Source organism: Pseudonocardia sp., from assembly GCF_025465255.1.
In the GTDB taxonomy this organism is placed as follows: domain Bacteria; phylum Actinomycetota; class Actinomycetes; order Mycobacteriales; family Pseudonocardiaceae; genus Pseudonocardia.
On the sequence record NZ_JAODNI010000164.1, the window covers coordinates 18,558 to 32,457 of the forward strand.

Annotated in this window: 12 protein-coding genes; 6 read left to right on the forward strand and 6 right to left on the reverse strand. The window is 73.6% G+C overall.

The window, feature by feature from the left end; genetic code table 11:
• Window positions 1–97: 97 nt before the first annotated feature.
• The gene (locus JWP64_RS19435; protein ID WP_297499171.1) at window positions 98–547 is read right to left on the reverse strand and encodes an Lrp/AsnC family transcriptional regulator; all 450 of its coding nucleotides are present in this window, start codon (window positions 545–547) and stop codon (window positions 98–100) included.
• A 28-nt stretch (window positions 548–575) separates the two neighbouring features.
• On the opposite strand from JWP64_RS19435, the gene JWP64_RS19440 reads away from it, so the two are divergent.
• From JWP64_RS19440 to JWP64_RS19450, 3 genes are all read left to right on the forward strand, one after another.
• Window positions 576–1,811, forward strand: a complete 1,236-nt coding sequence (locus tag JWP64_RS19440; protein ID WP_297499173.1) for an arginine deiminase — start codon at window positions 576–578, stop codon at window positions 1,809–1,811.
• A 128-nt stretch (window positions 1,812–1,939) separates the two neighbouring features.
• A complete protein-coding gene (locus JWP64_RS19445; protein ID WP_297499175.1) occupies window positions 1,940–2,995 on the forward strand; it encodes a S1 family peptidase in 1,056 nt (351 codons plus the stop codon).
• A gap of 123 nt (window positions 2,996–3,118) precedes the next feature.
• On the forward strand, window positions 3,119–3,676 hold the full coding sequence (locus tag JWP64_RS19450; protein WP_297499177.1) for a TIGR03086 family metal-binding protein: 558 nt from the start codon (window positions 3,119–3,121) through the stop codon (window positions 3,674–3,676).
• Here JWP64_RS19450 and JWP64_RS19455 read toward each other — a convergent pair.
• Entirely contained in the window at window positions 3,650–5,032 is a 1,383-nt protein-coding gene (locus tag JWP64_RS19455) for a replication-associated recombination protein A (RefSeq protein ID WP_297499179.1), read from the reverse strand. The genes JWP64_RS19450 and JWP64_RS19455 overlap by 27 nt on opposite strands.
• Before the next feature lie 43 nt (window positions 5,033–5,075).
• Window positions 5,076–6,293, reverse strand: a complete 1,218-nt coding sequence (locus JWP64_RS19460; protein ID WP_297499181.1) for a hypothetical protein — start codon at window positions 6,291–6,293, stop codon at window positions 5,076–5,078.
• A 248-nt stretch (window positions 6,294–6,541) separates the two neighbouring features.
• Between JWP64_RS19460 and JWP64_RS19465 the strand changes: the two genes are divergently transcribed.
• The 3 genes from JWP64_RS19465 (at window position 6,542) to JWP64_RS19475 (ending at window position 9,468) form a co-directional block, all read left to right on the forward strand.
• On the forward strand, window positions 6,542–7,732 hold the full coding sequence (locus tag JWP64_RS19465) for a PLP-dependent aminotransferase family protein (protein WP_297499183.1): 1,191 nt from the start codon (window positions 6,542–6,544) through the stop codon (window positions 7,730–7,732).
• A gap of 23 nt (window positions 7,733–7,755) precedes the next feature.
• A complete protein-coding gene (locus JWP64_RS19470; protein ID WP_297499185.1) occupies window positions 7,756–8,244 on the forward strand; it encodes an Lrp/AsnC family transcriptional regulator in 489 nt (162 codons plus the stop codon).
• Window positions 8,245–8,313: 69 nt separating this feature from the next.
• Window positions 8,314–9,468, forward strand: coding sequence for an aminotransferase class I/II-fold pyridoxal phosphate-dependent enzyme (locus JWP64_RS19475; RefSeq protein ID WP_297499187.1), 1,155 nt, complete (start codon window positions 8,314–8,316; stop codon window positions 9,466–9,468).
• A 117-nt stretch (window positions 9,469–9,585) separates the two neighbouring features.
• Here JWP64_RS19475 and JWP64_RS19480 read toward each other — a convergent pair whose 3' ends face one another.
• The 3 genes from JWP64_RS19480 to aspS all read right to left on the reverse strand — a co-directional run bounded on the left by JWP64_RS19480 (window position 9,586) and on the right by aspS (window position 13,882).
• On the reverse strand, window positions 9,586–10,590 hold the full coding sequence (locus JWP64_RS19480; protein ID WP_297499189.1) for an SGNH/GDSL hydrolase family protein: 1,005 nt from the start codon (window positions 10,588–10,590) through the stop codon (window positions 9,586–9,588).
• Between the two features lie 81 nt (window positions 10,591–10,671).
• Window positions 10,672–11,865: a hypothetical protein gene (locus JWP64_RS19485; RefSeq protein WP_297499191.1), complete on the reverse strand. Its 1,194-nt coding sequence runs from the start codon at window positions 11,863–11,865 to the stop codon at window positions 10,672–10,674.
• A 178-nt stretch (window positions 11,866–12,043) separates the two neighbouring features.
• Window positions 12,044–13,882, reverse strand: coding sequence for an aspartate--tRNA ligase (gene aspS / locus JWP64_RS19490; protein ID WP_297499193.1), 1,839 nt, complete (start codon window positions 13,880–13,882; stop codon window positions 12,044–12,046).
• Between the last annotated feature and the right edge of the window lie 18 nt (window positions 13,883–13,900).

Genomic DNA, 13,900 nt, shown 5'->3' on the forward strand with positions numbered 1-13,900 from the left:
ATAGCGCTCAGTAGCGCGGACAATCACGATCCATTGCCGGATCACGCCCGATCGGTGCGCATATACCCGGTTCGACGCCCGAACGTTGCGCGGCCCTTCAGGACACCCCTGGCGTCCGCCTGATCAACGGGGAGAGCACCAGCACGGACTTGGTCCGCTCCACGAACGGCTCCGCGCCGATCTGCTCCAGCACCCGCTCGAAGTGCCGCATGTCCGACGCCAGGATCCGCACCAGTGCGTCCGCCTCGCCCGAGACCGTGCTCGCGTCGACCACCTCGGGCAGCCCGGACACCGCCGCCTTGATCGCGGCGGGGGGCGTGCTCGGCCGGCAGTACAGCTCGACGTACCCCTCCACGGTCCAGCCCAGCGCGCCCGGATCGAGTCGCACGCTGAACCGCGTGATCACGCCGTCGGAGCGCAGCCGGTCCACGCGGCGCTTCACCGCGGAGGCGGAGAGCCCCACCTCCGCGCCCAGCTCCGCGTAGCTGCGACGCCCGTCGTCGACCAGCAACGTGACGATCCGCTCGTCGGTCCGATCCAGACGCATCGACACATCTTCCGACACGATGTGCGCCATGAACCCAGGTGGCCCGTTCGGGGTGTACTCCGAGGTCGGCACGTTGCGCCAAGTCCTGCTGCACCGGCCGGGGCTGGAGCTCAAGCGGCTCACCCCCGGCAACAAGGACCGCCTCCTGTTCGACGACGTGCTGTGGGTCCAGCGCGCCCAGGCGGAGCACGACCGGTTCGCCGACGCGCTGCGCGAGCGCGGGGTGGTCGTGCACCTGTTCGCGGACCTGCTGCGCGCCACCCTCGAGCTCCCCGAGGCCCACGCCTACGCTCTCGACCGGATCTTCGACGACCGCATCTACGGCCCGCTGGCCGTCGACGCGCTGCGGAACTGCTTCGACGCGATGGACCCCGGCACCCTCACCGAGCACATGATCGGCGGGATCACCAAGCGGGAGGTGCTGGAGCGCATCGAGGAGCCGCGCTCGATCGCCTTCCACGTCCTGGACCTCGACGACTTCGTCCTCGAGCCGCTGCCCAACCACCTCTACACCCGCGACCCGAGCGCCTGGATCCACGGCGGCGTCGCGATCAACAGCATGCGCAAGAAGGCGCGGATGCGGGAGACCGTGCACTACGAGGCGATCTACCGGTGGCATCCGCTGTTCGCCGGCGGCGGGTTCGAGGTCTGGTCCGCCGGCTCGGTGAACGGGCCCGCGACCGTCGAGGGCGGGGACCTCCTGGTCCTCGGCGGGGGCGCCGTGCTCGTCGGGATGAGCGAGCGGACCACGCCGCAGGGCGTCGAGCGGCTGGCGAAGTCGCTGTTCGCGGGCGGTCAGGTGCAGAAGATCGTGGCGCTGAAGCTGCCCGAGACCCGGGCGCTCATGCACCTGGACACCGTGATGACCATGGCGGACCCCGGGACGTTCGTGAAGTACGCCGGGCTCGGGATGCTGCCGTCCTACACGGTCACGCCGGGGGACTCCGAGAAGGAGATGGCGATGATCGACCACGCGCCTGAGGAGATGCACACGGCCATCGCCTCGGCACTGGGCCTGGACTCGATCCGGGTGCTCACCGCCGAGCAGGACGTGCACGCCGCCGAACGCGAGCAGTGGGACGACGGGTGCAACGTGCTCGCCGTCGCGCCGGGCGTCGTGGTGACCTACGAGCGCAACGTCACCACCAACACGTTCCTGCGGCGCAACGGGATCGAGGTCCTGGAGGTGCCCGGCGGCGAGCTCGGCCGCGGCCGGGGCGGCCCGCGGTGCATGAGCTGCCCCGTCGAGCGGGACGGGGTGTAGCCCGCACCGGGCGTCACCGTCGCCCGGGGTTGCCACACCTTCGGGCGTATCCCGGGCCGTGGCCGGGGCCGGGGCGGGAGCGGCTCGTTGGCCCGGGTGTGCCGACCCTCGCCGTCCGTACCCGTCTCGTGACCGGGGCGGCCGTGCTCGCCGTGCTGACCGGTGCCCTCCTCGTCGGACCCGCGTCCGCCGCCCCGGCCCCGTCGAGTTCGGCCGAGCCGGGCCCCGCGCCGTTGAGCGAGACCGCCGCGGTCGATCTCCTTCCGGCGGCCGCGGCCGCCGCGGGATCCGCGCTGGCCGGTCAGTGGTTCGACCCGGCCACCTCGCGGCTGATGATCGGCACCTGGGACCCTTCGACCGTCGACGCGATCGGCGCCCTCGGCGCCACTCCCGTGCTCCGCACCGGGCCGCGGCTGGATCCCGCGGCGCTGCAGCGGACGCTCGACGAGCGCGCCGCGGCGGGCGGGCTGCCGCCGGAGGTCGCGGACTACGGCGTGGACGAGGCGACCCAGCACCTGGACGTCGCCCTGGCCGGCCCGCGAACCCCCGCCGTCGATGCGATGCTGGCCGGGATCGACCCCGGCACGCTGCAGGTCCGTGCCGGCGCCGGCGGACCGGCCCACCACGCGGACATGTCCGGTGGCGACACGATCAAGAGCGGCTACGAGAAGTGCACGCTCGGCTTCACCGCCCGCGCCGGCCGTCAGGACTGGATCCTCACCGCCGGGCACTGCACGCGCGGCAACCCTGACTGGCAGTCCGAGGACGGCGTGCCCATCGGCTCCGGCGCGAAGAGCGCCTCCGCGGACCTCGACGCCGGCGCGATCCCGGTGACGGACCCGAGCTGGACCCCGCAGCCGACGGTCGGCGCGACGACCGTGCACGGGAGCCGCGAGGCGCCGGTCGGCTCGACGGTGTGCCTGACCGGCGCCACGAGCGGGCGGGTCTGCGGCCAGATCACCGGCCGCAATCGCAGCGTCAACTTCGACGGCCAGCTGCAGAACGGCATGGGCGTGGCCTCGCTCTGCTCACGCGAGGGCGACTCGGGCGGCCCGTACATCACCGCGGCCGGTCAGGCGCAGGGCATCCACAGCGGCGGCGGCGACGACGGGGGCTGTGCCAGCTACTTCACCCCGGTCGGTCCCGCGCTGCGCGCCTTCGGCCTGACCCTCGACACGGCCTGACCTCGACACTGCCTGACCTCGACACGGCCTGACCCTCGACACGGCCTGACCCTCGGCACGGCCTGGCCCCGGCACCGCCCGATCCGTCGCCGCCCGGGCGGAGACCTGGTAGACCGTCTCTCCGTGACATCGATCGAGCTGCACCGGCGCGCGCTGGCCCGGGCTACCGAGGTAGTCACGGCGGTCCGCGGAGAGGATCTCGCCCGGCCCACGCCCTGCGCCGGCTGGGACCTCGAAGCCCTCCTCGCGCACATGACCGGGCAGAACGTCGGGTTCGCCACGGCGGTGATCGACGCCGAGCCGGCTCTCGTGGACTTCGCCCCGCTCCCGCACGGCGGCTGGCCCGCCTCCGCGGACGCCCTGACCGCGGCCCTCGCCGGAGCCCCCGCGGACCGGGCCGTGCTCCTGGCCGAGATCCACCCGACGCGCCGCTTCCCGCTCCGCGTCGTCGTCGGGATGCACCTGCTGGACACCGTCGTGCACACCTGGGACGTCACCACGGCGCTCGGCGCGGGCGAGCGCCCGGACGACGAGCTGGTCGCCGCCGTGCTCGAACAGGCCCGGCTCGTGCCCGCGGGGCCCGCCCGGACCGCACCGGGTGCCGCCTTCGCGCCGGCGCTCCCGGCCGTCGACGCCGACCCGTGGGCCGAGGCGCTAGCCCTTCTCGGGCGCCGGGCCTGAGCCGCGGACCGCGCGGCGGAGCTTGGGCAGCCGTTCGGACAGCACACGTTCCGCGCCGTGGTTCGTCGGCACGTAGTAGTCCTTACCGACCAGCTCGTCGGGCGGGTACTGCTGGGCGAGCACGCCGTCCGGCACGCTGTGCGGGTACCGGTAGCCGACCGCGTTGCCGAGCTTCTGCGCGCCCGCGTAGTGCCCGTCCCGCAGGTGCGGCGGCACCGCGCCGACGGCGCCCGCCCGGACTTCCGCCATCGCCGCGTCGATCGCGGAGACCACCGCACCGGACTTGGGTGCGGTCGCCAGGTGGAGGGTGGCCTGGGCCAGCGCCAGGCGGGCCTCCGGCATCCCGACGAGCTGCACGACCTGGGCGGCCGCCGTCGCCGCCTGCAACGCCGTGGGGTCCGCCAGCCCGATGTCCTCGCTGGCGTGCACCATCAGCCGGCGCGCGATGAACCGCGCGTCCTCCCCCGCGACGATCATCCGGGCCAGGTAGTGCAGCGCGGCGTCGGGATCCGAGCCGCGGATGGACTTGATGAAGGCGCTGATCACGTCGTAGTGCTGGTCCCCCGCCCGGTCGTAGCGCACGGCGACCTCGGTGACGGCCCGCTCGACGGCGGCGAGGTCGATGACCCCGCTGCCGTCGGCCTGGACGCCGTCCGCTGCGGCCTCCAGGGCGGTGAGGGCACGCCGGGCGTCCCCGGCCGAGAGGCGGACCAGGGCGGCCTCGCCGTCGTCGGCGAGGGTGACGGCGCCGTTCAGGCCGCGCTGGTCGGAGACGGCCCGGGCGAGCAGCTCCCGGAGCTCGTCCTCCTCCAGGGACTGGAGCTGCAGGACGAGCGAGCGGGACAGCAGCGGCGAGACCACGGAGAACGACGGGTTCTCGGTGGTCGCGGCGACGAGCAGGACGAGCCGGTCCTCGACGGCGCCGAGCAGCGCGTCCTGCTGGGTCTTGGAGAAGCGGTGCACCTCGTCGATGAACAGGACGGTCCGCTGCCCGCTGCGGTCCAACCGCCGTCGCGCGTCCTCGATCACCGCGCGCAGCTCCTTCACCCCGGCCGACAGCGCCGAGAGTGCGACGAAGTGCCTGGTGCCGTCCCCGGCCCGGGCCATGAGCCGGGCGAGCGTGGTCTTGCCGGTGCCGGGCGGCCCGTAGAGCAGCACTGACGCCGGCGCGCCGCCCTCGAGGAGGCGGCGCAGCGGGGCACCGGGCTTGAGCAGGTGGCGCTGGCCGACGACCTCCTCCATCGTCCGCGGCCGCATCCGGACCGCGAGCGGCGCGCCGGCGTTCGACGAGACCGAGCCCGCCTCCGGCTCGGAGGCGGGCTCGTCGTCCAGCTCGAACAGTCCGTCGGTGCTCATCGCCTCCAGCGTGCCATCCGGCACCGACGATCCCTTGGGGGGATCAGCGCTGCAGCTCGTCGGCCAGCACCGGCGTCGTCACGTTCGGGTTCTCGTGGTGGCGCAGCTCCGCGTACGTCACGACCGCGACCCCGACCGATGCCAGCGTGACCGGCAGCCTCAGCAGGCTCGACAGCAGCGAGTAGGCGAAGCCGTTCGGGTCCAGGAACAGGCCGAGGACCGCCTCGACGATGCCCATGTAGATGGCCGCGGCGATGACGAAGGTGATCAGCCGGCCGAAGGTGGGCCAGAAGCGCCGGTTGACGAGCTCGAACGCCCGCCCGATCCCGGCCTTCTCGAACATGATCACGCCGGTGAGCGCGGCACCGAAGACCACGAGGAGGTAGATGCCCGGCAACACCAGCAGGATGAAGCCGATCACCACCATGATCCCGGCGAGGACGCCCCAGCCGAGCAGCGGCAGCGCCCGGCCGGCGGCGAACCGGAGCGCCTCGCCCGGGGACGTGGGCCGGTCCGTCGCCTCCCGCACCGCCATGAACACCGACGCACCCTGGGCGAGCAGCGACACCGCGATGACGACGAGGGCCGAGACCGCCGACACGACGATGATCAGTCCGATGTTCGAGCCGGTCCCGGCCAGCAGGCCGATCAGCGCGCCGACGATCAGGCCCGGCACCACCGTGGCGACCTGGATGATCAGCAGCGACTGCCAGCTGCGCGCCAGCACGCCGATGACCTTGGACCACCAGTCGCCGAAGGACACCGGGACCAGAGGGTCGTCGACGACCGGCGCGGCACCGTAGCCGCCGGGCTGCGGGTAGCCGCCGGGCTGGCCGTAGCCCTGCGGGTAGGCGCCCGGCTGCTGGCCGTAGCCCTCGGGATAGCCGCCCTGCTGCGGATAGGCGCCCTGCTGGCCGTATCCGCCCTGGTCCGGGTAGCCGCCCTGCGGCGGGTAACCCTGCTGCGGATAGCCGCCCTGTTGCGGGTAGGCCCCCTGCTGGCCGTAGCCACCCTGCTGTGGGTAACCCTGCGGGGGAGGGCCGCCCTGCTGGGGGTAGGCGCCCTGCTGGGGATAGCCCTGCTGGGGATGTTCCTGCCCGGGCCGGCCGTACTGGCCGCCCTCGGGAACCTGGCCGCCCGGAGGCACCTGGCCGCCCTCGGGAACCTGGCCGCCCTGGTCCGCCTGGCCCTGCGCGGGCCGCGCACCCTCGTCGGATCCCTGGCGCTGGCCGTCCTCATCGGGCGGCGGGTAGCTCGACATGAGGTCAGACCGTAGGGGTCGAGGAAGCGTCCATACAGGTGATGGGCACTCTCGTGACCCGTTCGAAACCTGAACCAGTTCCACTTTCTGGGAAATCGGTACCGATAGGTGGGAAACGGGGCCATCCTCGACGGAGCGGCCCCACCCGGGCCGCGCCGCCCCACCCCGCCGCGACCGATCCACGCCCGGGGCGACCGCCGGGGACCGTGCCCGGCCCACCTCCCGCAGCCTTCCGAAGTGGATCTCCCGTGCCCACCACCCACGTCCCCGTCCCGCTGTCCCGCCGCCTCCGCGACGTCCGCGGCTCCGCCATCCGGGACCTGCTCACCCTCACCGCCCGCGACGACGTCCTGTCCCTGGCCGGCGGCCTGCCCGCCGCCGACCTCCTCCCCCGCGAGCGCATCGCGGTCGCCGCGGACCGGGCCCTGTCCTCCCCCGCGTCCGTTCAGTACGGCGAGACGGCGGGCCTCGCCCGGCTCCGCGACGTCGTCGCCGCCCACGAGGCCGCACGCCTCGAACGCCCCGTCGCGCCCTCGGACGTGGTCGTGACCAGCGGGTCGCAGCAGGCCCTCGACCTGCTGGCCCGTGCGGTGCTCGACCCCGGGGACCCCGTGGTCGTCGAGGATCCCTGCTACGTGGGCGCGCTGCAGGTGTTCCAGGCGGCCGGCGCGGACGTCCGACCGGTCCCGCTCGACGCGCACGGCCTGCGCGTCGACGTCCTCGCCGAGCGCCTGGCCGGCGGGTTCCGCCCGCGGCTGGTCCACACCGTCAGCAGCTTCCACAACCCGCGCGGGGTGACGCTGTCCCAGGAGCGGCGGCGTGAGCTCGCCGCGCTGGCCGACCGGTACGGCTTCCTGGCCGTCGAGGACGACCCGTACGGCCTCCTCTCCTTCGCCGACGCCGCACCGCGCCCGCTGGCGGCCCACGGCGACCGCGTCGTCCGGCTGGGCAGTGCATCGAAGGTCGTGGCGCCGGCGCTGCGGGTCGGCTGGCTCGTCGGGCCGCCCGCGCTGACCGCGGGCGTCGAGCTGCTCAAGCAGAGCACCGACCTGTGCGGCTCGGCACTCACCCAGTCCATCGCGGCCGAGCTCCTGGCGGACGGCGCATGGTTCGCCGGCCACCTCCGCACCGTCCGGACCGCCAACCGCGACCGCGCCGCAGCGCTGACCGGCGCCGTCGACGAGGTTTTCGAGGACCGGGTCGTGCGCTCCACGCCCACCGGCGGGATGTTCTGCTGGCTGGACTTCACCGACGGCACGGACACCACCGCGCTGCTGCCGCGGGCACTGGAGCACGGTGTCGGGTTCGTGCCCGGCAGTGCGTTCGGGGTCGCCGAGGACCAGTCCCACGCGGCCCGCTGCTGTTTCGCCTCCTACCCCGAGCCGCTGCTGGTCGAGGCGGTGCACCGGCTGGCACGAGCCACCCGACCGGGGGCGTGAGCGGGGACGTAGGGTCGGACACCGTGCGCGAGATCCTGGAACTGCTCGAACGCGACTCGACGCTGAGTCACGACACGATCGCGACGATGACGGGCCTCCCGGTCGCGGAGGTGACCGCACAGATCCGGGCCTGGGAGGCCTCCGGCGTGATCCGCCGGTACAAGGCGGTCGTGAACTGGGATGCGGTCGAGGGCGCGGACGCCGGTGAGGTCATGGCGTTCATCGACGTCGCGGTGCTCCCGGCGCGCGGGGTCGGGTTCGACGACGTCGCACAGCGGATCTCCCGCTTCGACGAGGTGCGCAGCGTCTACCTGGTCTCCGGCGGCCACGACCTGCGCTGCACCGTGGTCGGCTCGAACATCCGCGCGGTCAGCGACTTCGTGAGCCGCAAGCTCTCGACGATCGACCGGGTGCAGGCCACCGCGACCCACTTCGTCCTCGCCACGCACAAGCAGGACGGGGACAACTTCGCCGAGCCGGACCCGGACCACCGGCTCCCGATCACCCCCTGATGCCGGTCACCCCCTGACCGCCCCGTCACCCCTGACACCCGGTCACTCCCGAGCGCCGAGGACGAGCCCGTGAAGCCGCTGAACGACGTGATCACCGCCTGCCCGCCGTCGGGCATCCGGCGGTTCTTCGACATCGCCGCCGAGATGGACGACGTCATCTCCCTCGGCGTCGGCGAGCCGGACTTCGTCACCCCCTGGCGCATCCGCGAGGCCGGCATCTACGCCCTCGAGCACGGCTACACCACGTACACGTCCAACGCGGGGCTCCCGGAGCTGCGGAAGCTGATCTGCGCCGAGCTCGCCACCCGCTACGACGCCGACTACGCGTGGGACACCGAGTGCCTGATCACCACGGGCGTCTCCGAGGGCCTGGACCTGGCGCTGCGGGTGCTGCTCAACCCGGGCGACGAGGTGATCGTCCCGGAGCCCTGCTACGTCGCGTACGAGCCGTGCGTCGCGTTCGGCGGGGGCGTCCCGGTCCGCGTGGCGACGCGTGCCGAGGACGGCTTCGCGATCGACGCGGCGGCCGTCGAGGCGGCGATCACCCCGCGCACCAAGGCGATCCTGATCGGCTCGCCCGCCAACCCGACCGGGGCGGTGCAGCCCGTGGCGGCGCTGCGGGCGCTCGTCCGGCTGGCCGAGAAGCACGACCTCTACCTGATCTCGGACGAGATCTACGACCGGCTGACCTACGACGGCGTACACACGTGCCTCGGGGCCGTCCCGGGCGCGCGGGAGCGGACGGTGGTGCTCGGCGGGTTCTCCAAGGCCCAGGCCATGACGGGCTGGCGTGTCGGCTGGATCTGCGCGCCGGCCCCGGTCGCGGAGCTCTGCGTGCGGGTGCACCAGTACACGATGCTGTGCGCGCCGCACGTCTCGCAGATCGCGGCGGTCGAGGCGCTCAGCGCCGCCGACGGCGACGTCAGGGAGATGGTCGCGGACTACGACCGGCGCCGCCGGGTGTTCGTGAAGGGCCTGCGCGAGATCGGCCTGGACTGCCCGGAGCCGGGTGGGGCGTTCTACGCGTTCCCGTCCATCCGCGGCTCAGGGCTGGATTCGGAGACGTTCGCCGAGCGCCTCCTCAAGGCCGAGAGCGTCGCCGTGGTGCCCGGGAACGTGTTCGGGCCGTCCGGCGAGGGACACATCCGCTGCTCGTATGCGACGGCGCTGCCGCAGCTGGAGGAGGCGCTGGTGCGGATCGACCGGTTCCTCCACTCGCTCTGACGACACGGCACACACTTCTCCCGAACGCAACACGGAAGAGCCGTCCGTTCACAGTTCGGCAATGCGGGCAGGTCACTCTTCGTCGGCATGGACATCGCGAAACCCGCGCACTGCCCGTCATGTGCCCGCCCCCGGACCGCCGCCGACGCGCGCGGACTGGAGTGGAGCAGCCACCACGGCCCGGGCGGCACGGTCAGCTGGCTGTGCGGCCCCTGCACCCGGGACACCCTGCTCGAGATCGAGACCGGCGAGGTGGCGGCCCGCGCCTCCTACCCCGTGAGCGCGTAGCCGTACGCGGGTCCGCGCGGGTGGGCCCGGAGCGCCACGCAGCCCGGTGACCAAACCCTGCACGATCACCGGGCCCAGGTCACGGCCGCGGCGGGCCAGCCACGGGGTCCCCCGTACCAGCAGCCAGGCCGCCCGGTCGAACGCGCTCACCGCACGGCCGCCCGCGCACTGCGTGCCGACCGGGAACGGGACGCCGAACCCGGCCCCGACGAGCAGCGCCGCCACCCCGCCGGCGAGCAACCGGTGCCCGAGTTCGGACGGGTGCAGCCGGTCGATGCTCCACGCGTCCCGCTCGTAGCCGCCGGGGAGCGCGTGCGCGTCGAGGACCTGGACGCCGTCGAGCCCGGCGACCGCGCGGTCGATCGCCGCGTTGAGCGCCTCGATCCGGAGACGCAGCGCCCGCCGGAGCGGGCCGGGCAGCGGGAACACCCGCGTGTGGTCGTGGAACCGCAGGACGACGACGTGCGCCCCCGCCGCCCGTAACGTGCGCACCGTCGCGGCGCAGTCCCGGCCGACGTCCTCGGCGTCGAAGTCGGAGCGGAGCGTGTCGTTCATCCCCGCGCACAGCACCGCGGCGTCCGGCGCGCAGCGGGCGGCGGGGTCGAGCTGGTCGCGGCGGACGTCGGCCATCCGGGCGCCGGTGCGGGCGGTGCTGACGAGGGTGACGTCCCCGGGCCCGCCGAGGGCGTCCCGCAGGAGGACGGCGAAGCCGCGCCAGCGGCCGTCGGGCAGAGGGTCACCGAGCCCGGCGGCGGTGGAGTCGCCGAGCACCGCGAGGGTGCGGACGGGCGACGGGTGGGAGGGACGGACGGGGACGGTGAGCGTCTCGGTCACGCTCGCAGGATCTCCCGGCGAGACCGCCCGCCGGGTGTGCGCGGAGTGACGGCGCGTGGACCGGCCGTGGAACGTTGCGGCTCAGCCGGCGGCGCGGAAGGCCGGGTACAGCGGCAGGTCGGGCGGGGTGTCGGTGAACCGCGCGGCGAGCGCGGTGAGGATCGCCTCGGCGAGCTTCGCTGTGCCGGGGCGGCCCGCGGTGTCCGCCTGCTCGCCGACGCGCCGCCAGTAGCCCCCCAACGCGGAGCTGATCCGTGGGGACCGGCTCGGGTCGGGCCCGGCGAAGGTGTCCTTCTCCCGGATCCGGGGCAGCAGCCACCAGGTGCACAGCCAGACCCAGAGCAGCTGGGCGTCCCTCAGCCGCTCGTCGAGCAGCTCCGGGTCGTCCAGGTCCGGCCAGACGGCGGCGATCTCGTTCCGCCAGGCCTCGAGCATCGCCTCGGACATCCCGGGGGGCAGCGCGAAGCTGGACTCACAGCCCGGGAACGGGACGCGGAAGTACGCGGCGTCCAGCGCGACGTCCCGGAAGCAGCCCCACTCGAAGTCCACGAACCGCACGCCGCGGCTGGTGACGAGGTTGTTGTCCGGGCAGGTGTCCGACGGGCTGAACGCCCGGTAGCGAGTCCCCCCGAGCAGCCGGGTGGTCTCGTGCACCTCGTGCTCGGCCGCGAGCGGCGTGTCGACGCCGAGGACCTCCTTCAGCAGCCCGGGCAGGCCCGCGAAGGCCTTGTCCGCCTGGTCCGCGATCGGGTCCCGGCGGGTCCGCTCGCCCTGCCGGCGCAGCAGCGCCTCGAAGTCCCCCTCCCGCCCTGCCGTGGCCGCTTGCATCCGCCCGACGGCGCGGGCCCAGCTCAGCAGGCACCGTTGCGCGGTCGCGGCGTCGGGGGAGAACAGCTTGTCCGCCAGCGTGGAGCTGCGGCCGAGGTCCTCCAGGACCAGCAGCCGCGCCGTCGGGTCGTGCGCGATGATCACCGGGCTCGGCCGCGCGTCCGCGGGCAGCGCGGTGAACAGCTGACAGCTCGCGACCTCGTAGTGGAACGGGTCCGGCCGGTCCGCCGCCGGCTCGCCGAGGTAGTGCTTCACGACGAGGGTGCGCGGCAGCGAGAACGGGTTGCGGGCGACCCGGGCCCGCGCGACGACAGACCGCTCACTGCCGCCGAGGTCCTCCGGGTCCGCGAGGACGACGGTGGCCCCGGCGCGCCTCGTCAGGAGACGCTCCGCTGCAGCCAGCGCGGCGAGCACCGGCCTGGGGAAACCAGCCAGGTCACCAGACATCGCAGGGAACCTTACCCGGAGGAGCGGTCGGCCACGCCCCCACCGCGGACGGACCCGCCGCGCGAGCAGCAGACCGAGCGCGGCGCGTCGAGCAAGGCCACCAGCTCGTCCGTCGTGGCGGGCGGGGAGGTCACCCGGAGCAGGGCGCCATCCCCCCGGACCGGACGACGGCGGGGCCTCAGGCTCCGCCGCCCTCGGTGTCCGCCTTCGCGGCCGCGGTGGCCGGGTCCGTCCCGGCGGGCGCCGGGGCGGGCTTCGGCGGGACCCAGTCCACGCCCGCCTCCTTGCGCTGCTCCGGCGTGATCGGCGCGGGCGCCCCGGTCAGCGGGTCGTAGCCGCCGCCGGTCTTCGGGAAGGCGATGACCTCCCGGATCGAGTCCATCCCCGCGAGCAGCGCGGTGATCCGGTCCCAGCCGAAGGCGATGCCGCCGTGCGGGGGCGGGCCGTAGGCGAAGGCGTCGAGGAGGAAGCCGAACTTCTCCTGCGCCTCCTCCTCGCTCAGGCCCATGATCTCGAAGACGCGCTTCTGCACTTCCGCGCGGTGGATACGGATCGACCCGCCGCCGATCTCGTTGCCGTTGCAGACGATGTCGTAGGCGTAGGCCAGGGCGTTGCCGGGGTCCGACTCGAACTTGTCGATCCAGTCCGGGGTCGGCGAGGTGAAGGCGTGGTGCAGCGCCGTCCACTTGCCGTGCCCGACGGCCACGTCGTCCGTCTCGTCCGCGGACTCGAACAGCGGGAAGTCGACGACCCAGACGAAGGACCAGGCGTTCTCGTCGATGGCACCGATCCGGCGGGCGATCTCCTGGCGGGCGGCGCCGAGCAGCGTCCGGGCCTCGTTCGGCCGGCCGGCCGCGAAGAAGATGGCGTCGCCCGGCTTCGCGCCGACGGCCGCGGGCAGCCCCGCCCGCTCGGACTCGGACAGGTTCTTGGTGACCGGGCCCTTCTCCGAGACGGTCCCGTCCTCGTCCACCAGCACGTACGCGAGCCCGCGGGCGCCGCGCTGCTTCGCCCACTCCTGCCACGCGTCGAGCTGCTTGCGGGGCTGGCTCGCCCCGCCCGGCATCACGACGGCGCCGACGTAGGGGTTCTGGAACACCCGGAACCCGGTGCCCGAGAAGTACGACGTGAGCTCGGTGAGCTCGATGTCGAAGCGCAGGTCAGGCTTGTCCGAGCCGTAGCGGTCCATCGCCTCGGCGTAGCTGATCCGCCGGATCGGGCGCGGGATCTCGTGGTCCACGAGCTTCCACAGCGAGGCGAGGATCTCCTCTGCGAGCGCGAGCACGTCGTCCTGCTCGACGAAGCTCATCTCGATGTCCAGCTGGGTGAACTCCGGCTGGCGGTCCGCGCGGAAGTCCTCGTCCCGGTAGCAGCGGGCGATCTGGTAGTACCGCTCCATGCCGCCGACCATCAGGAGCTGCTTGAACAGCTGCGGGCTCTGCGGCAACGCGTACCAGGAGCCGGGCCGCAGGCGGGCGGGGACCAGGAAGTCCCGCGCGCCCTCGGGGGTCGAGCGGGTGAGCGTCGGGGTCTCGATCTCGACGAAGTCCCGCTCGTCCAGCACCGAGCGCGCGGCGCGGTTCACCGCGCTGCGCAGCCTCATCGCCGAGGCCGGGCCCGAGCGGCGCAGGTCGAGGTAGCGGTACTTGAGCCGGATCTCCTCACCGACCTCGACGTCCCCCTCGATCGGGAACGGCAGCGGCGCCGACTCGGAGAGGACCGTCAGGTCGGTCACCGTGACCTCGATGGCGCCGGTGGCCAGCTCGGGGTTCTCGTTGCCGGCCGGGCGCCGGACGACCTCGCCGGTCACCTGGACACAGAACTCGGAACGCAGCCGGTGGGCCCGCTCCGCCATCTCGCCCTCGCGGAAGACGACCTGGGCGGAACCGGAAGCGTCCCGCAGGTCGATGAAGATGACGCCGCCGTGATCGCGGCGCCGGGCCACCCATCCGGCGAGGGTCACGGTCTGGCCGGCATGCTCGGCACGCAGGGTGCCGACAGGGTGGGAACGCATCACGAGGGAACAGGCTATCCG

Coding starts and splice junctions, on each gene's coding strand:
- JWP64_RS19435 (WP_297499171.1), bottom strand. CDS start 547: ATGCGTCTGGATCGGACCGACGAGCGGATCGTCACGTTGCTGGTCGAC.
- JWP64_RS19440 (WP_297499173.1), top strand. CDS start 576: ATGAACCCAGGTGGCCCGTTCGGGGTGTACTCCGAGGTCGGCACGTTG.
- JWP64_RS19455 (WP_297499179.1), bottom strand. CDS start 5,032: ATGAGCACCGACGGACTGTTCGAGCTGGACGACGAGCCCGCCTCCGAG.
- JWP64_RS19460 (WP_297499181.1), bottom strand. CDS start 6,293: ATGTCGAGCTACCCGCCGCCCGATGAGGACGGCCAGCGCCAGGGATCC.
- JWP64_RS19485 (WP_297499191.1), bottom strand. CDS start 11,865: ATGTCTGGTGACCTGGCTGGTTTCCCCAGGCCGGTGCTCGCCGCGCTG.